The organism is Variovorax sp. AC103, assembly GCF_979254005.1.
On the sequence record NZ_CEEDFC010000010.1, the window covers coordinates 241,674 to 257,379 of the forward strand.

The following is a 15,706-nucleotide window of genomic DNA, read 5'->3' on the forward strand; positions in this document are numbered from 1 at the left end:
ACGCCATGAGCTCGACCGTCACTGCTCCCGCTGCCGCCGCGACTCCCGCGGCGCCTGTTGCCAACCTGGGTGCGCGCCACGCGCGCTGGCAGTTCTGGGGCGCGGTGATGGTCGTGCCCTACCTGCTGGTGTTCGTGGTGTTCGTGCTCTACCCGGTGGGCTACGGGCTGTGGCTCGCCCGCCATCCGCAAAGCTACGTGAAGCTGGTCGAAGACCCGATCTTCTTCCGCTCCGTCATCAACACGGCCGTCTTCCTGGTCGTGGCGATCAACATCAAGATGGCCGTGGCACTCGTGCTCTCGGGCTTCTTCGTCACATCGCGCTGGTGGATCAAGATCATCTCGGCGATCTTCATCCTGCCGTGGGCGATGCCTTCGATTCCCACCATCCTGTCGTTCCGCTTCATGCTCAACCCCGAATGGGGCGTGATCAACACCACCATCTTCCGCCTGACCGGCGCCGACGGTCCCAACTGGCTCAACGACCCGTCGCTGGCCCTGGGCTTCGCGATGCTGGTGCACGTGTGGAAGTCGCTGCCGTTCTGGACGCTCATTCTCGTGGCCGGGCGGCTGGCCATTCCGGGCGAGCAGTACGAGGCGGCGTCGGTCGACGGCGCCACCTCGTGGCAGAAGTTCCGCTTCGTGAGCTGGCCCGCGCTGAAAACGCTCTACGTCACCTCGCTCATCCTCTCGATGATCTGGACGCTGGGCGACTTCAACAGCGTGTACCTGCTCACGGGTGGTGGCCCTGCCGACCTGACGCACGTACTCGCCACGCTGGGCATCCGCTACCTGCGGCTCGACCAGGTCGACCTGTCGATGGCATCCATCGTGGTGGCCATGCCGCTCGTCTTGCCACTGGTCTATTTCATGATGAAGAGGCTCTCGAAATGAGCCCCCACGTTCATCACTTCGTGTATTCACCGCCCCCCGAGGGGGCGCTTGCTTCCCTTGAGGCGGCTCGTCGGAGGGCAATATGAAGCGCTGGACCCCCAAGGCCGTGCTGACCGAGGCCAAGCTGCTGCTCATCGGCATTCCGGTGCTGCTGTGGACGCTGGTCCCGATCTACCACATGGCCCTGTTCGCGTTCTCTTCGAAGGACTCGGCGACCTCCGGCCACCTGTGGCCCTCGCACCCCACGCTGAACAACTTTGCCACGGTGTTCCAGCAAAAGCACTTCTACCTGAGCCACTTCTGGGTGCAGCTGGGCAACTCGCTGGTCATTGCGCTGTCGGTGGGTGCGATCACGCTGTTCGTGGCGACCACCGCCGCGTTCGCCATCAGCCGGCTGCGTGTGCGCGGCGGGCGCACGGTGATGAACCTGGCGCTGTTCACGTACTTCATTCCGGCGGCCTTCCTGGCCGTGCCCATGTACAAGACCATGGGCAACTACGGACTGCTCAACAGCCAGTGGGCGCTGATCCTGGCAATGGTGACCATTGCGTCGCCGTACTGCATCTGGGTGCTGAAACAAGCCTCCGACAAGTTGCCGTACGAACTCGATGAAGCCGCGCGCATGGACGGCGCCTCGCCGCTGCAGCTGTTTCGCCTGGTGTACCTGCCGTTGATGGTGCCGTCGCTGGTGGCGGTGGGCACGTACTCGCTGCTGCTCGCGTGGAACGAGTACCTGTATGCCTTCCTGCTGCTGTCGAACGACAAGAGCGTGACGCTGGCGGTGGCGCTGGGCAACTTCCTCTCGGCCGACGATTCGCCGTGGGAGCTGCTGATGGCCACGGGCCTGATCTACGCATTGCCGCCCGCGGCGATCTACTACGCATTCAAGCGCTACATGGTGGGCGGCCTGACGGCCGGCGCCGTGAAGAGCTGAGCCAACGCAGGAACTGAAAAATGGCTTCCGTATCCTTTCGCAATATCGAGAAATCCTTCGGCAAGGTCCAGATCATCAAGGGCCTGGGCTTCGACATCACCGACGGCGAGTTCGTCGTGCTGGTCGGGCCTTCGGGCTGCGGCAAGTCGACGCTGCTGCGCATGCTCGCTGGCCTGGAGGACATCAGCGGCGGCGAGATCGTCATCGACGGCCGCGTGGTCAACGACCTCGAGTCGAAGGACCGCGACATCGCCATGGTGTTCCAGAGCTATGCGCTCTACCCGCACATGACGGTGGGCGAGAACATGGGATTCAGCCTGCGCCTGCGCAATGCAGAGAAGTCGGTGACCGACGAGCGCGTGATGCGCGCCGCGAAGATCCTCAACCTCGATGCGCTGCTCGGACGCTACCCGCGCGAGCTGTCGGGCGGGCAGCGCCAGCGCGTGGCCATGGGCCGCGCCATCGTGCGCGACCCCAAGGTGTTCCTGTTCGACGAGCCGCTTTCCAACCTGGACGCCAAGCTGCGCGTGGCGATGCGCGCCGAGATCAAGGCGCTGCACCAGCGCCTGAAGACCACCACGGTGTACGTCACGCACGACCAGATCGAGGCCATGACCATGGCCGACCGCATCGTGGTGATGCACGACGGCATCGTCGAGCAGATCGGCACGCCGCTGGACCTGTACGACCGCCCCGACAACCTGTTCGTGGCGCAGTTCATCGGTTCGCCGTCGATGAACGTGATCGAGGGCACGGTGCGGCGTGCGGGCGGCGAATGCTGGGTCGAGTCGCAGGGCGCGCGCTGGCCGGTGCCGACGGGCACCTCCGCCCCCGATGGCCAGCCGGTGCACTACGGCGTGCGCCCCGGCGACATGACGCTCGGCGGCGGCTCGAACGGCGTGCAAGCCAAGGTCATCGTGGTCGAACCCACGGGCGCGGAGACCGAACTGCTGGTGCAGGTTGGCGAAGCCAGGCTGGTGCTGGCGGTGCACGGCCGTGTCGATGCCAGGCCCGACGAACTCGTGCGCCTGGCCATCGAGTCCGAGAGCGTGCACCTGTTCGACCGTCAGACCGGCAAGCGCATGGTCTGAAGAGGCGCGGCGGGCAGGTCAGTCCGTGCGCAGCCGCAGCAGCGCGCGCACGAAGCCGTGGTCGGAGCGCGAACGGTCGCGCCCCTCGTGCAGGTGGTCGTTGAAGTAGTCGACCCTGCGCACGTCACCCAGGCTGTGGCGGCTGGTGGCAACGAATTCCTCGCTCACCAGGATCTGGTCGAGCACGTCCGGAAAGCCCTGGTGGATGTGCGAATAAGCCACGTCCTTCTTGAGCGCCGACTCGCCCTGCATCTCGTAGGCGTTGAACAGCGCCACGTCGCGCGCCGACCTGTCGTATGCCACCTCCGATGTGGCCGCCACGAGCTGCGTGGTCACGCTGTGCGGGTTGTCGTTGAAGTCGCCCATCACCACCAGCGGCACGTTGGTGCCCTGCAGCAGGTCGATGACGATGCAGCGCAGGGCCGCGGCCTCGGCGCCGCGCATCAGCAGCGAGCGCAGCGAGGCCATCACGCCGACCTTGCGGTCGTCGCGGTCCTCCAGGGGGTTGCCCTGCGCGTCCTGCAGGAACTTCGGGCGCTTGGACTTCAGGTGCACCGTGAGCACATGCACCTGCTGGCCGTGCTTCATGCGCACCGTGGCCAGCAGGGGCGGGCGCTCGAAGCGGGTGTGCGGGCCCAGGCCGGGCACTTCGACACCGAAGCCCGGCGGAAAGTCGACGAATGAGCGCACGTCGTCCACCTTCAGCCGCGTGGCGATGCCCACGCGGGGCGTGCCCTGGGCGCCCGGCCGTGCAGGCGAGTCCGGCGGGCTCCCGGGCAGCGGCGTGTTTTCCGCACCGGGCACCGACACGAAGTCGTAGCGCAACCCGCTGCGCGCGATGCAGGCCTTGAGCGCCGCCTCGTCCCACACCTCCTGCACCGCCAGCACGTCGGCATTGAGCGCGTGGAAGCGCTCGCCCGTCCAGTCGATCTTTCGCTCGTACTCGCGCTCGGTGTACCCGTCCTGGTTCTCGTAGTACACGCGGTTCGGGTTCGCGAGGTTCAGGAGGTTGCAGGTGGCGACGAAGAGGGTGGCGTAGTTGGGAGGAATGGTTTGCATGGCGACACGATTGTGGACCGAGTTACGATTGCTAACCAAACTGTTGCACAGTGCGCCGCTGGTTGCCAAGCCAAGCGTGCAACGCCAGAAAAACGAACCCAGGGAGCCGCGCAGCGCGCGGAGCACATGAACCCTCATCACGCCCCGTCACGCCGCCTTCTTCTTGCCTGCGCACTGGTGGGCAGCCTCTGGCTCGCCGCCTGTGGCTCCAGCCCCCCGGCCCCGCCGCCCACCGTCACCCGCATCATGGTGATCCCGGTGGCGCCCATCGCCAAGCTGCACACCGAAAACAAGGGCGTCCCGCTCGGCGTGCTGTGGCAGTCGATTGCCGACCGCGTGAAGGGCTCGGACTTCAACGAGCGCATGGAGTCCGTGCGCAAGGGCATGGGGCCCAGGCTCACGGCGGCGCTGGTCGCGCAATTGAATGCACAGGGCTACCAGGCGCAGCTGCTCGACGGCGTGGTGCGGCCCGCGGGGTCGCCCGACAACATCGACCTGGCGAAGCTGCCGACCTCGCTGCCCGTGCTGCACGTGTACTTCAACGAGGTCGGCATGCTGTCGGCGCGCTTTTCCAACGACTACGTGCCGCGCGTCAACGTGAGCGGCTACCTGATGAGTGCCACGGACGGCGACACCGTCTGGACGGACACGATCTACTACGGCGCCGACGCCAGCGGCGACACGCCGACCAGCGTGCCGGGCAATCCGGCGTACCGCTGGGCGAGCTTCGGCGAGCTTGTGGGCCAGCCGCAGGCCGTGGCGCAAAGCTACGACGACGCCGTGGACGCGCTGGCGTTGCGCATCGCGAAGAACATCCGCGCGAGCACGGCGCCGCCGCGCTGAGCGGGCGCCAAAAGAAAAAGGGCACCGAAGCGCCCTTGATCTGGAGTGCCGGGCAGGTGTGGCCTGCCCGCGATATTTAACGACCGAACGAACGGCCACCGCCACCGCCGCCACCCGAACGGCCACCGCCGCCGCCGTAGCCGCCACCACCACCCGAACGGCCACCGCCGCCCGAACGGTTGCCGCCGTAGCCGCCACCGCCGCCGCCGCCCGGGCGACCGCGACCGCGGCCGGCACCCATGTGGTCGACGCTCGTGCGCAACGGATCCGGCTGGCCCTCGCCACCTGCGACCGCTTCGGCGCGCAGATGCGCCACCTGGTTGGCTTGCGTCGGGCTGTGGCTGTTGCCGTGATGGCGCGGTTGGCGCTCGTCATGCGGCAGATGGTTCTGTTGCGGGTGCTGCGGTGCATGGTGCGGCGCGCGCGCCGGACCTTGCGGGCCACGGCCTTGCGCCGGGCGTGCGCCCTGGCCGCGCGGGCCCTGGCCCTGGCCTTGACCGCCGCCATTGGCGTTGCGGCCTTGACCGCCGCCAGCACCGGCACCCTGGCCACCGCCACGGCGTTGACCGCCGCCGCCGCCGCCGCCGGCGCGTTCGCCGCCACCCTGGCCGGCCTTGTTCTCACGAATGCGCGAGAGCATCTCGGTGCGGGCGGCCTTGGCGGCTGCCTGCATCACGTCGCGGCTCGGCGGACGACCGGCGCCGCCCCAGATCGTCTGGCGACCCATGGCGATCGGTTCGGCGCGTTCGCCGTCTTCAGGACCGAAGCCCTCGACGATCTGCACCGGAATCGTCTGCTTGGTGAAGCGTTCGATTTCCTGCATGAAGCCTTCTTCGTCCAGGCACACGAAGCTCACGGCCTCGCCGCTCGAACCGGCACGGCCGGTGCGGCCGATGCGGTGAACGTAGTCTTCGCTGACGTTCGGGATCTCGTAGTTCACGACGTGCGGCAGCTCGTCGATGTCGATGCCGCGCGCGGCGATGTCGGTGGCCACCAGCGCGCGGATGTCGCCGCTCTTGAAGCCGGCCAGCGCCTGCGTGCGGGCGCTCTGGCTCTTGTTGCCGTGCAGCGCCATCGCCTCGATGCCGTTCTTGGTCAGGAACTCGGCCACGCTGTTGGCGCCGAACTTGGTGCGCGTGAACACGAGCACCTGGCTCCACTTGTGCTCGTTGATGATGTGCGCGAGCAGCGCCTTCTTCTTGCCGCGGCCCACCGGGTGGATCACCTGGGTGATGCGCTGCACGGTGGTGTTGCGCGGCGTGACCTGGATGCTTTGCGGGTTCTTGAGCAGCGTGGCGGCCAGGTCGCGAATTTCGTCGCTGAAGGTGGCCGAGAACAGCAGGCTCTGCTTTTCCTTGGGCACCAGGGCCAGGATCTTCTTCACGTCGTGGATGAAGCCCATGTCCAGCATGCGGTCGGCTTCGTCCAGGATCAGCATCTGGACCTGGCTCAGGTCGAGCATGCCTTGCTGCTGCAGGTCGAGCAGGCGGCCGGGGGTGGCGACGAGGATGTCGACGCCCTTCTTGAGCTTGCTGATCTGCGGGTTCATGCCCACGCCGCCGAAGATCACGGTGGAGTCGAGCTGCAGGTACTTGCCGTACGTGCGAACCGATTCTTCGACCTGCGCCGCGAGTTCGCGGGTAGGGGTCAGCACGAGGGCACGGATGCCGACGCCGCCGAACTTGTTGGTGGCGCTGCGGCTCATGGTGAGCTTGTGCAGCATCGGCAGGGTGAAGGCAGCCGTCTTGCCGGTGCCGGTTTGTGCGCCGCCCAGCAGGTCATGACCTTCGAGCACCGCGGGGATGGCTTGCGCCTGGATGGGCGTGGGTGTGTCGTAGCCGTGTTCGAGCACAGCCTTCAAGATGGCGGGAGCCAGCTTCAGTTCTTCAAAATTCATTGGAAACAATAAGCGCCATACACGGCGCAGTGGCATCGGCCCGCTTGACGTCTTGTTGACGCCGAGCCAGTCAAGGCAGATGAAGGTCAGGGGTGGGAGCCGGAAAACCTGTTGTGAGAAGGGTCTTCTTCGTCCCCGGCAGAGAGCCGGTGTTGCGGGCAACTGGACCCGGCAACGGTGTGTATTGTCGCATGAGTCGATAATCGGTGGTTTGCCGCGCCCGATTCCTTTTCGCTGGCGCGCGCGTTTTCCCCGAATCTTTGTACCCAAGGTAACTATTCACAGATGGCTCAATACGTCTACTCGATGAACCGTGTCAGCAAGACGGTGCCGCCCAAGCGGCAGCTCTTGAAAGACATTTCGCTCTCTTTCTTCCCCGGCGCCAAGATCGGCGTGCTCGGCCTGAACGGCTCGGGCAAGTCCACGCTGCTCAAGATCATGGCGGGTGTGGACAAGGAGTTCGAGGGCGAGGCGCTGCCCATGCCGGGAATGACGATCGGCTACCTGGAGCAGGAACCCAAGCTCAACGACGAGCACACGGTGCGCGAATCGGTCGAGGAGTCCATGGGCGCGGTGTTCGCGGCCAAGGCGCGTCTCGAAGAGGTGTACATCGCCTACGGTGCCGAAGACGCCGACTTCGACGCGCTGGCGGCCGAGCAGGCCCAGCTCGAAGCCGTCATCGCCACCGCCGGCACCGATTCCGAGCATCAGCTGGAAATCGCCGCCGACGCGCTGCGCCTGCCGCCGTGGGACGCCAAGATCGGCCTGCTGTCGGGCGGCGAAAAGCGGCGCGTGGCGCTGTGCCGCCTCTTGCTGTCCAAGCCCGACATGCTGCTGCTCGACGAGCCGACCAACCACTTGGACGCCGAATCGGTGGAGTGGCTCGAAGTGTTCCTGCAGCGCTTCACGGGCACCGTGGTGGCCATCACCCACGATCGCTACTTCCTCGACAACGCGGCCGAGTGGATCCTGGAAATGGACCGCGGTCGCGGCATTCCCTGGAAGGGCAACTACAGCACCTGGCTCGAGCAGAAGGGCGAACGCCTGGCGCAGGAGCAAAAGAGCGAAGAAGCCCACGCCAAGGCGCTGAAGAAGGAACTGGAGTGGTCGCGCCAGAACCCGAAGGCACGCCAGGCCAAGAGCAAATCCCGCCTGGCCCGCTTCGAAGAGCTGAGCGACATGGAATACCAGAAGCGCAACGAAACGCAGGAAATCTTCATTCCTGTGGCCGAGCGGCTGGGCCAGCAGGTGTTCGAGTTCCACGGCGTCAGCAAGTCCTTCGGCGACCGCATGCTGATCGACAACCTGAGCTTCACCGTTCCGCCGGGCGCGATCGTCGGCATCATCGGCCCGAACGGCGCCGGCAAGTCGACGCTGTTCAAGCTGCTCGCGGGCAAGGAGCAGCCGGACAGCGGCCATGTGGTCATCGGCTCGACCGTCAAGGCGGCTTTTGTGGACCAGCACCGCGACGAGCTCGCCAACCAGAAGACCGTGTGGGAAGACATCTCGAACGGGCTGGACATCATCAATGTCGGCAAGTTCCAGATGGCCAGCCGTGCGTATGCAGGTCGCTTCAACTTCAACGGCGCGGACCAGCAGAAGAAGGTCGGCACGCTGTCGGGCGGCGAGCGCGGTCGCCTGCACCTGGCCAAGACCCTGATCGCCGGCGGCAACGTGCTCATGCTCGATGAACCGTCGAACGACCTGGACGTGGAAACCCTGCGCGCACTCGAAGACGCGCTGCTCGAGTTCGCCGGCACCGTCATGGTCATCAGCCATGACCGCTGGTTCCTCGACCGCATTGCCACACACATCCTCGCGGCCGAAGGCGACAGCCAGTGGACCTTCTTCGACGGCAACTACCAGGAGTACGAAGCCGACAAGAAGAAGCGCCTCGGCGAAGAAGGCGCAAAACCCAAGCGCATGCGCTACAAGGCCCTGAAGTAAGCCTCAGGCGGCTTCGGCTGCTTCAGCAAGAGCGCGCGGTTCCGCAAGGGGCCGCGCGCTTTTTTCATCGTCCGCCGCAAACACCTCGCGTGCCGCGGTCAGCCCGTTGAGTGCCGCCGGGAAGCCCGCGTACACCGCCATCTGCATGATGACCTCGACGACCTCGGTGCGCGTCACGCCGACGTTCAACGCGCCCTGGATGTGCACCTTCAGCTGCGGCGCCGCATTGCCCATGGCGGTGAGCGCGGCCACCACCGCGATCTCGCGCGCGCGCAGGTCGAGGCCGGGGCGCGCGTAGATGTCGCCGAACGGAAACTCGATCAGCAGGCGGGCGAAGTCCGGCGCGATACCGGCCAGGCTCTCGACCACCTTGACGCCGCCTTCACCGTCGATCTCGTGGAGCTTGGCCAGGCCACGCGCGTAGCGCAGGTTGTCGTTGTGGCCCTGGTTCTGTGTGTTCGTCATTGCTCGTCTTTCCTTCCGGGGCAGTGCCCGATGAAGGAGGACGCTTCTTCGTCTTCTCGACCGCGCGGTAGTGGTCGATCTTCAGCGACAGCGCCTGCATGGATTGCTGCAGCGCCGCCACCTTGGCCTGAACTTCGGCAAGGTGCTGCTCGAGCATCTCGCGCCGTTCGCCGACGCTGGCGTCCCCCTGGCTTCGAAGCCTGGCGAAGGCCTGCATGCCCTGGATGGGCATGCCGGTCTCGCGCAGGCGCAACAGGAAAGCCAGCCAGTCCATGTCGGCGCGCGCATAGCGCCGCTGACCGCCCGGTGCACGCGGCACCGCGGCAATCAGCCCGATGCGTTCGTAGTAGCGCAGCGTGTAGGCCGTGAGGCCGGTTTGCTGCGCGACTTCCGCAATGGTCAGACTGGTTTCCATGGCGTCGATTCTCGAAATTAGAGCGCGCTCCAAGTCAAGCGCTTGTCGAACTATCTTGGCGCGGTGCCCATGTCGGCAGCCGGCATTCCACGCGCCAGCACCCGCTTGCGCACCGCGTAGATGTTGTTGCGCAGCGCATAGAGCTCGTCCGCATACGACAGCGGCACCGCCACCTTGTTCACCGTGCGGTCGAGCTGGTCGAGGTCGTCGAGCAGGGCCTTCTGCTCGCCCTCTTTGACCTCGGTCCTTGCGTCGACCTTCGCCTCGATGTCGCGCAGCCGCGCATACCAGCGGAACACGCGCCGGCGCACGCGGAACTGGTACAGCGGCGGCACCACGCGGCTCAGCGGCAGCATCAGCACCAGCAAGCCGCCCAGCACCAGCCACATGCGCTCGATGAGGTTGCTGGCCCAGAAGGGCAGGTAGCGCTGCCACGCCGGCGGCGTGCCGTTGATGGCGCGGTCGCCCTCGGGGCTCACCGGCAGTTCGCTGGTGCGCGTGTTCGGAAAGTCGCGCGCCCGGTTGAACCAGCCCGCGCCGCTGTGCACCGACTGCGCGGCCTGCGCGAACAACTGGCGCAGCGCGGGGTGCGTCTCTTCGCGCGACAGCAGCGAGGTGGTGGCCGCGAGCAGCGCCACGTCGTGCGGCGGCAGGTCCTTCGACAGGTCGACCACGCCGCGCGGCAGGGTCACGGCCGACAGGAATGGAAAGCGCCGCGAGTAGGCGTCGGCCTGGCCGAAGTCCATCAGCTTGATGTCGTCCGAACGCAGCAGGCGCTGCACCTGCGGCGACTGCGGCGCGGAAGACAGCACGATGGCGTCGAGCAGCCCGGCCTCCAGCGCGGCAGCCGCGGCGCTCTGCTCCAGATTGGACAGCAGCAGGTCGTCGGGGCCGAGCTTGTTGGCCTTGAACAGGCGCTCCATGATCTCGGGCAGCCCGCTGCCCGGCAGGTCGACGTTCACGCGCAGGCCGCGCAGTTGCGTGAGCGAGGTGAGCGCGCCCGTCTTGCGGTCGATCTTCTGCGCCGTGTCGGCGCGGTAGAACAGCCACACCGGCTCGAAGAACAGGCTGCCCAGCGAGTTGAGCCCGGCCTCCTCGTCGGCCTTCGGGTCGGCGCTGCCGCCGCGCACGAAGCCCACGTCGGCGCCGCCGGTGCGCAGCAGCTGCAGGTTCTCGGTCGAGCCCGAGGTGGCCTTCAGTTCCACCTCGATGCCCGTGTGCTTGAGCGCTTCCGCGTAGCGCTTGCCGAACTGCGCGTAGGCGCTGCCCGTGGGGCCGGTGGCCAGCGTCACGTGCTTGGGCGGCTGCGGCTGCAGGTACCAGTAGGCCGCAATCAGCAGGCCGATGACGAGGAACACGATCGGCCCCGCCGAGGCAATCAGGTCGCGGATCGACAGCAGGATCAGCTTGAGTGTCTTGGGCATGGCCATGGTGTGTGCTTTCAGCCTCGCGGCGTGCCGAGGTCGGCGGCACAGGGAATGTGCAGCTCGCCCACCGTCACCGTGCGTGCGGCGAGCACCGCGCGCAGCGTGGCGATGGCCACGGCCTCGGCCGCCATGGTGCTGAGCACCGTCATGCCGGGGGCGTTGCCTTCGAGCGGCACGCGGCCGGTGGCCAGCGCGAACAGGGTGTCGCCGTCGCTCATGGTGTGCACCGGGTTGATGGCGCGCGCCAGGCCGTCGTGCGCCACCATGGCCAGCCGGTTGGCCTGCACCTTGGTCAGCACCGCGTCGGTGGCGATCACGCCGATGGTGGTGTTGGTGCCCGCCAGCAGCGGCTTGGGCAGCTCGCCGCGCAGCAGCGCGCGGCGCGTGTCCAGCAGCGCGGTGCCGTCTTCGGTGCGCGCGCCGGCCACGGGCCGGCCGGTGTCGTGGTCGATCACGTCGCCCAGCGAGTTGACGGCAATCAGCGCGCCCACGGTGACGCCGCCGACCGTGACCGACGCGGTGCCGATGCCGCCCTTCATTGCGCGGTGCACGCCGAACAGCTTGCCCACCAGCGCGCCGGTGCCCGCGCCCACGTTGCCTTCCGCGGGTGCCGCGGTGCTCGCAGCCTCGCAGGCGGCATAGCCCGCGGCGGCGTCGGGCCGGATGCGCGCGTCGCCCATCGGCAGGTCGAACAGCACGGCGGCCGGCACGATGGGCAGGGTGCCGAAGCGCACGTCCATGCCGATGCCGCGTTCTTCCATCCAGCGCATCGCGCCCTCGGCCGCCGCCAGGCCCCAGGCGCTGCCGCCCGCGAGCATCACGGCGTGCACGTGCTGCACGAGGTTGCCGGGCGCAAGCAGGTCGGTCTCGCGCGTGCCGGGCGCGGCGCCGCGCACGTCCACGCCGCCCACGGCGCCGTCGCGCGCCATGATCACGGTGCAGCCGGTGGGGCGGCGGGTGTCGGAGAAATGGCCGACTTCGATGCCGGCGACGTCGGTGATGGAACCGGCGAAAGAAGAAGAGGAATGAGAGAGGGCGGACATGGCGGCCGATTATGGGACCGCACCCTCTACGATCCGCTGCATGACAGTTGCAAGAAGTTTCTCCGCCGGCGCCACTGGAGATGCGCGCCGCCATGTGGTCGTGATCGGCGCGGGCGCGGTGGGCTGCGCCACCGCCATCGAGGCCTTGCGCGCGGGCCTGCGCGTGACCCTTCTCGAGCCCGAGGCGCCCGGGGGACCGCAGGCGACGAGCTACGGCAACGCCGGCTGGCTTTCGTCGCACTCGGTGGTGCCGCCCGCGCTCCCGGGGGCCTGGCGCAAGGTGCCGGGCTGGCTGGCCGATCCGCTGGGGCCGCTCGCGGTGCGCTGGCGCTACCTGCCGCGCGCGCTTCCGTGGCTCTTGCGCTATCTGGCGTCGGGCCGGACCGAAGCGCGCGTGCAGCGCACCGCCGACGCGCTGCGCACCCTGCTGGCGGACGCGCCCGCGCTGCACGCGCGGCTCGCGGCCGAGGCGGGCGTGCCGCAGCTCATCGAGCAGCGCGGGCTGCTGCATGCCTACCGCTCGCGCGCCGAGTTCGAAGACGACGCGCTGGGCTGGCGCGTGCGTGAACGCGTGGGCGTGCGATGGGACGAGTGGCAGGTCGACGAGTTGCGCCGCCGCGAACCCGACCTCGATGCGCGCTATACGCTGGGCATCTTCGTGCCCGAGGCCGGCCATTGCCGCGATCCGGGCGCCTACGTGGCCGCGCTGGCGCAGCATGCGGTCGCGGCAGGGGCCGAACGGATCTTCGGGCGCGCCCAGGGCTTTCGCATCGAGGGCGGGCGGTTGCGCGCGGTGCGCGTGAGCTACGGCGAGATCGCGTGCGATGCCGCCGCCATCTGCGCCGGCGCCCATTCGGGCCCGCTGGCCGCGGCCGCGGGCTCCGCGGTGCCGCTGGACACCGAGCGCGGCTACCACGTGGTCGTCGAAGGCGCGACCGTGGGCCCGCGCACGCCGGTGATGGTGGCCGACGGCAAGCTCATCGCGCACTGGATGGACGGCGGCCTGCGCGCGGCGGGCCAGGTCGAGATCGGCGGACTGGATGCGCAGCCCGACTGGCGCCGCGCCGACATCCTGCATCGCCATCTGCAATCGATGTATCCGGCGCTGGCAGAGACCGGCGGCGCCAAGGCGTTCAAGCACTGGATCGGCCGCCGCCCCAGCATGCCCGACGGCCTGCCCTGCATCGGGCCGTCGGCCGCGAGCGCGGACATCGTGCTGGCCTTCGGCCATGGCCACGTGGGCCTGTGCGGGTCGGCGCGTACCGGGCGGCTGGCGGCGCAACTGCTGGCAGGCGCCGAACCCGAGACGCCGCTGGCGCCCTTCGATCCGGGGCGCTTCAGCTGGCGGGCGCCGGCTCGATCGTCAGCACGGTGAGCGCCCCGTCGACCTTGTCGGCCGTGAAGCGCACCTTGTCGCCCGGCTTCACCTTGGTGAGCAGGGCAGGGTCGCTCACGCGAAAGACCATCGTCATGCCGGTCATCTCGAGGTTGGGAATGTCGCCGTGCCTCAGCGTGATCTTCTTCGCGTCGGTGTCGACCTTGCGGACCTCGCCTTCGACGGACGGCAATGCAGCCTGCGCGAAGGCCGCTACGGTGAGCATGGCGGCGCAGAGTGCGGTGAACAGTTTCTTCATGATGGGTTTGCTTTCCTTGGTGGTCGGTTGATTCAGCGATAGCTTTGATAGACACGTGTGCTGCCGTCGGCGAGCACGAGCAGCACGTCGTAGGGATCGCGCTGGTCGCCGTAGGCCGGACCGTCCATGCCGGGCGAGCCGACCGGCATGCCCGGCACGGCGAGGCCCACCGCCTTGGGCTTTTCCTTCAGCAGGCGCTGCACCTCGCGCGCCGGCACGTGGCCTTCGATGGCATAGCCGCCGACTTGCCCGGTGTGGCACGAGCCCAGCCTGGCCGGCATGCCCAGCCGCGTGCGCGCGGCGGTGTTGCCGTTGTCGTGCACCTTCGTGGCGAAGCCGTTCTTGTTGAGGTGCTTCACCCAGTCCTGGCAGCAGCCGCAGTTCGGGTCTTTCCAGATCTCGACCATGGGCGCGGCGGCCCGGGCGAGCGGGGCGATGGGCAGGGTGGCGGCCAGCGCCAGCAGGGTTCTTCGGTGCATGTCTTTCTTTCTCGGGGTCGGGGTTGTTGAAGCTCAGTGGTTGTGCGCACCGTGGCCCGAAGGCTTGCGCACGGTCGCGTCGGGGCTGTTGCCTGGGGTGGCGGGGGGCGTGTTGCGCGCGGCGGGCGGCGCGTTCGCGATGTCCGAGTTCGGCACTTCGCGCGCCACCGTGCCTGCCGGGTGCCTGAACCACCCGGGGTCGCGGTAGTCGCCGGGCTTCTGGTCGCGCCGCACCTTCAGCAGCGTGAACATGCCGCCCATCTCGGCCGGGCCGAAGGGGCCGCTGCCGGTCATCATGGGCAGCGTGTTGTCGGGAAGGGGCATCTCCATGCCGCCCATGTCGGCCATGCCCTTGTCGCCCATCACCATGTAGTCGGGCACCAGCTTCCTGATCTTCTCGGCCACGCCCTTGTGGTCCACGCCGATCATGGTCGGCACCTCATGGCCCATCGGTCCCATGGTGTGGTGCGCCTTGTGGCAGTGCAGCGACCAGTCGCCTTCCTCGTCGGCGATGAATTCCATCTGCCGCATCTGGCCCACCGCCACGTCCACCGACACCTCGGGCCAGCGCGCGGTGCGCGGCACCGGGCCGCCGTCGGTGCCGGTCACCTCGAACTCGTGGCCGTGGATGTGGATCGGGTGGTTGGTCATCGTGAGGTTGCCCACGCGGATGCGCACGCGGTCGCCGCGGCGCACGTTGAGCGTGTCGATGGCCGGGAACACGCGGCTGTTGAAGCTCCAGATGTTGAAGTCGGTCATGGTGTTGACCTTGGGGGTGGCGCTGCCGGGCTCCACGTCGAAGCTGCCGAGCAGGAAGCAGAAGTCGCGCTGGACGGTGTCGATCAGCGGATGCTTCTCCTTCGGATGCGTGACCCAGAAGCCCATCATCCCCATGGCCATCTGCACCATCTCGTCGGCGTGCGGGTGGTACATGAAGGTGCCGGGTCGCCGCGCGGTGAACTCGTAGACGAAGGTCTTGCCCGGCGGAATGTGCGGCTGCGTGATGCCGCCCACGCCGTCCATGCCGTTGGGCAGGCGCTGGCCGTGCCAGTGCACGGTGGTGTGCTCGGGCAGGCGGTTGGTCACGTAGATGCGCACGCGGTCGCCCTCGACCACCTCGATGGTGGGCCCGGGCGACTGGCCGTTGTAGCCCCACATGTTGACCTTGAAGCCCGGGGCCATCTCACGCACGACGGGCTCGGCGACGAGGTGGAATTCCTTGACGCCTGCATTCATGCGCCAGGGAAGCGTCCAGCCGTTGAGGGTGACGACGGGGTTGTAGGGGCGGCCGTTCGGCGGAGCCAGCGGAGGGGCGGTGGCGGTGGAGCCTTGCGACACGGGCTCGGGCAGCGCGGCCATCGAGACGCGGCTGACGGTGGTTGCGGCGACGGCGGTGGCCGCGCCCGCGAAGAAGTTGCGACGGTTCATGGTGTTTGCGCCTTCCCCTTCTGGGGGAAGGTTGGGATGGGGGCTCGGCGGGGCTGGAGGTGTGGGCATGGCTGGCGGTGTGGAGGCTGCGTGCCCCCACCCCAGCCTTCCCCCGGAAGGGGAGGGAGCGAACGCGGGTGCAGGTGAGGGG

General features: G+C 68.0%; 15 protein-coding genes. 6 read left to right on the forward strand and 9 right to left on the reverse strand.

Annotation, left to right across the window (positions count from 1 at the left end; translation table 11 throughout):
- Positions 1-5 precede the first annotated feature (5 nt).
- The 3 genes from AC0IYU_RS16865 (at position 6) to AC0IYU_RS16875 (ending at position 2,918) form a co-directional block, all read left to right on the forward strand.
- Positions 6-893, forward strand: a complete 888-nt coding sequence (locus AC0IYU_RS16865) for a carbohydrate ABC transporter permease (RefSeq protein WP_435484448.1) — start codon at positions 6-8, stop codon at positions 891-893.
- A gap of 82 nt (positions 894-975) precedes the next feature.
- Positions 976-1,827, forward strand: a complete 852-nt coding sequence (locus tag AC0IYU_RS16870; protein ID WP_472119082.1) for a carbohydrate ABC transporter permease — start codon at positions 976-978, stop codon at positions 1,825-1,827.
- A gap of 20 nt (positions 1,828-1,847) precedes the next feature.
- Entirely contained in the window at positions 1,848-2,918 is a 1,071-nt protein-coding gene (locus AC0IYU_RS16875) for an ABC transporter ATP-binding protein (RefSeq protein ID WP_472119084.1), read from the forward strand.
- An 18-nt stretch (positions 2,919-2,936) separates the two neighbouring features.
- Here AC0IYU_RS16875 and AC0IYU_RS16880 read toward each other — a convergent pair whose 3' ends face one another.
- Positions 2,937-3,977: an endonuclease/exonuclease/phosphatase family protein gene (locus AC0IYU_RS16880; RefSeq protein WP_472119087.1), complete on the reverse strand. Its 1,041-nt coding sequence runs from the start codon at positions 3,975-3,977 to the stop codon at positions 2,937-2,939.
- A 126-nt stretch (positions 3,978-4,103) separates the two neighbouring features.
- Here AC0IYU_RS16880 and AC0IYU_RS16885 point away from each other — a divergent pair, with 126 nt between their 5' ends.
- Positions 4,104-4,820 carry a hypothetical protein gene (locus AC0IYU_RS16885; protein ID WP_472119090.1) on the forward strand — a complete coding sequence of 239 codons (717 nt, stop codon included), beginning with the start codon at positions 4,104-4,106 and terminating at the stop codon, positions 4,818-4,820.
- 76 nt (positions 4,821-4,896) lie between these two features.
- On the opposite strand, the gene AC0IYU_RS16890 is transcribed toward AC0IYU_RS16885, so the two are convergent.
- Positions 4,897-6,717: a DEAD/DEAH box helicase gene (locus AC0IYU_RS16890; protein ID WP_472119093.1), complete on the reverse strand. Its 1,821-nt coding sequence runs from the start codon at positions 6,715-6,717 to the stop codon at positions 4,897-4,899.
- A gap of 285 nt (positions 6,718-7,002) precedes the next feature.
- Between AC0IYU_RS16890 and ettA the strand changes: the two genes are divergently transcribed.
- A complete protein-coding gene (gene ettA / locus AC0IYU_RS16895) occupies positions 7,003-8,664 on the forward strand; it encodes an energy-dependent translational throttle protein EttA (protein ID WP_472119096.1) in 1,662 nt (553 codons plus the stop codon).
- Between the two features lie 3 nt (positions 8,665-8,667).
- Here ettA and AC0IYU_RS16900 read toward each other — a convergent pair whose 3' ends face one another.
- Genes AC0IYU_RS16900 through AC0IYU_RS16915 form a run of 4 tightly spaced genes read right to left on the reverse strand, consistent with a single transcriptional unit; the run spans position 8,668 to position 12,014 of the window.
- Entirely contained in the window at positions 8,668-9,129 is a 462-nt protein-coding gene (locus AC0IYU_RS16900) for a carboxymuconolactone decarboxylase family protein (protein ID WP_472119099.1), read from the reverse strand.
- On the reverse strand, positions 9,047-9,544 hold the full coding sequence (locus AC0IYU_RS16905) for a MerR family transcriptional regulator (protein ID WP_472119102.1): 498 nt from the start codon (positions 9,542-9,544) through the stop codon (positions 9,047-9,049). Before AC0IYU_RS16905 ends, AC0IYU_RS16900 begins: the two co-directional genes overlap by 83 nt.
- A gap of 50 nt (positions 9,545-9,594) precedes the next feature.
- Entirely contained in the window at positions 9,595-10,974 is a 1,380-nt protein-coding gene (locus AC0IYU_RS16910) for a TAXI family TRAP transporter solute-binding subunit (RefSeq protein ID WP_472119105.1), read from the reverse strand.
- A gap of 11 nt (positions 10,975-10,985) precedes the next feature.
- Positions 10,986-12,014, reverse strand: coding sequence for a P1 family peptidase (locus AC0IYU_RS16915; RefSeq protein ID WP_472119108.1), 1,029 nt, complete (start codon positions 12,012-12,014; stop codon positions 10,986-10,988).
- A 40-nt stretch (positions 12,015-12,054) separates the two neighbouring features.
- On the opposite strand from AC0IYU_RS16915, the gene AC0IYU_RS16920 reads away from it, so the two are divergent.
- Positions 12,055-13,389 (forward strand): NAD(P)/FAD-dependent oxidoreductase, encoded by a 1,335-nt coding sequence (locus AC0IYU_RS16920; RefSeq protein ID WP_472119111.1) that lies wholly within the window; start codon positions 12,055-12,057, stop codon positions 13,387-13,389.
- On the opposite strand, the gene AC0IYU_RS16925 is transcribed toward AC0IYU_RS16920, so the two are convergent.
- Genes AC0IYU_RS16925 through AC0IYU_RS16935 form a run of 3 tightly spaced genes read right to left on the reverse strand, consistent with a single transcriptional unit; the run spans position 13,352 to position 15,555 of the window.
- On the reverse strand, positions 13,352-13,648 hold the full coding sequence (locus AC0IYU_RS16925) for a copper-binding protein (protein WP_472119114.1): 297 nt from the start codon (positions 13,646-13,648) through the stop codon (positions 13,352-13,354). The two genes, AC0IYU_RS16920 and AC0IYU_RS16925, sit on opposite strands and share 38 nt — an antisense overlap.
- Before the next feature lie 32 nt (positions 13,649-13,680).
- Entirely contained in the window at positions 13,681-14,127 is a 447-nt protein-coding gene (locus tag AC0IYU_RS16930; RefSeq protein ID WP_472119117.1) for a DUF411 domain-containing protein, read from the reverse strand.
- Between the two features lie 33 nt (positions 14,128-14,160).
- Positions 14,161-15,555, reverse strand: a complete 1,395-nt coding sequence (locus AC0IYU_RS16935; protein ID WP_472119120.1) for a multicopper oxidase family protein — start codon at positions 15,553-15,555, stop codon at positions 14,161-14,163.
- Between the last annotated feature and the right edge of the window lie 151 nt (positions 15,556-15,706).

What these genes read in the sequence shown, in the direction of transcription:
- AC0IYU_RS16865 (WP_435484448.1), top strand. Translation starts at nt 6, where the DNA reads ATGAGCTCGACCGTCACTGCTCCCGCTGCCGCCGCGACTCCCGCGGCG.
- AC0IYU_RS16870 (WP_472119082.1), top strand. Translation starts at nt 976, where the DNA reads ATGAAGCGCTGGACCCCCAAGGCCGTGCTGACCGAGGCCAAGCTGCTG.
- AC0IYU_RS16875 (WP_472119084.1), top strand. Translation starts at nt 1,848, where the DNA reads ATGGCTTCCGTATCCTTTCGCAATATCGAGAAATCCTTCGGCAAGGTC.
- AC0IYU_RS16880 (WP_472119087.1), bottom strand. Translation starts at nt 3,977, where the DNA reads ATGCAAACCATTCCTCCCAACTACGCCACCCTCTTCGTCGCCACCTGC.
- AC0IYU_RS16885 (WP_472119090.1), top strand. Translation starts at nt 4,104, where the DNA reads ATGAACCCTCATCACGCCCCGTCACGCCGCCTTCTTCTTGCCTGCGCA.
- AC0IYU_RS16890 (WP_472119093.1), bottom strand. Translation starts at nt 6,717, where the DNA reads ATGAATTTTGAAGAACTGAAGCTGGCTCCCGCCATCTTGAAGGCTGTG.
- ettA (WP_472119096.1), top strand. Translation starts at nt 7,003, where the DNA reads ATGGCTCAATACGTCTACTCGATGAACCGTGTCAGCAAGACGGTGCCG.
- AC0IYU_RS16900 (WP_472119099.1), bottom strand. Translation starts at nt 9,129, where the DNA reads ATGACGAACACACAGAACCAGGGCCACAACGACAACCTGCGCTACGCG.
- AC0IYU_RS16905 (WP_472119102.1), bottom strand. Translation starts at nt 9,544, where the DNA reads ATGGAAACCAGTCTGACCATTGCGGAAGTCGCGCAGCAAACCGGCCTC.
- AC0IYU_RS16910 (WP_472119105.1), bottom strand. Translation starts at nt 10,974, where the DNA reads ATGGCCATGCCCAAGACACTCAAGCTGATCCTGCTGTCGATCCGCGAC.
- AC0IYU_RS16915 (WP_472119108.1), bottom strand. Translation starts at nt 12,014, where the DNA reads ATGTCCGCCCTCTCTCATTCCTCTTCTTCTTTCGCCGGTTCCATCACC.
- AC0IYU_RS16920 (WP_472119111.1), top strand. Translation starts at nt 12,055, where the DNA reads ATGACAGTTGCAAGAAGTTTCTCCGCCGGCGCCACTGGAGATGCGCGC.
- AC0IYU_RS16925 (WP_472119114.1), bottom strand. Translation starts at nt 13,648, where the DNA reads ATGAAGAAACTGTTCACCGCACTCTGCGCCGCCATGCTCACCGTAGCG.
- AC0IYU_RS16930 (WP_472119117.1), bottom strand. Translation starts at nt 14,127, where the DNA reads ATGCACCGAAGAACCCTGCTGGCGCTGGCCGCCACCCTGCCCATCGCC.
- AC0IYU_RS16935 (WP_472119120.1), bottom strand. Translation starts at nt 15,555, where the DNA reads ATGAACCGTCGCAACTTCTTCGCGGGCGCGGCCACCGCCGTCGCCGCA.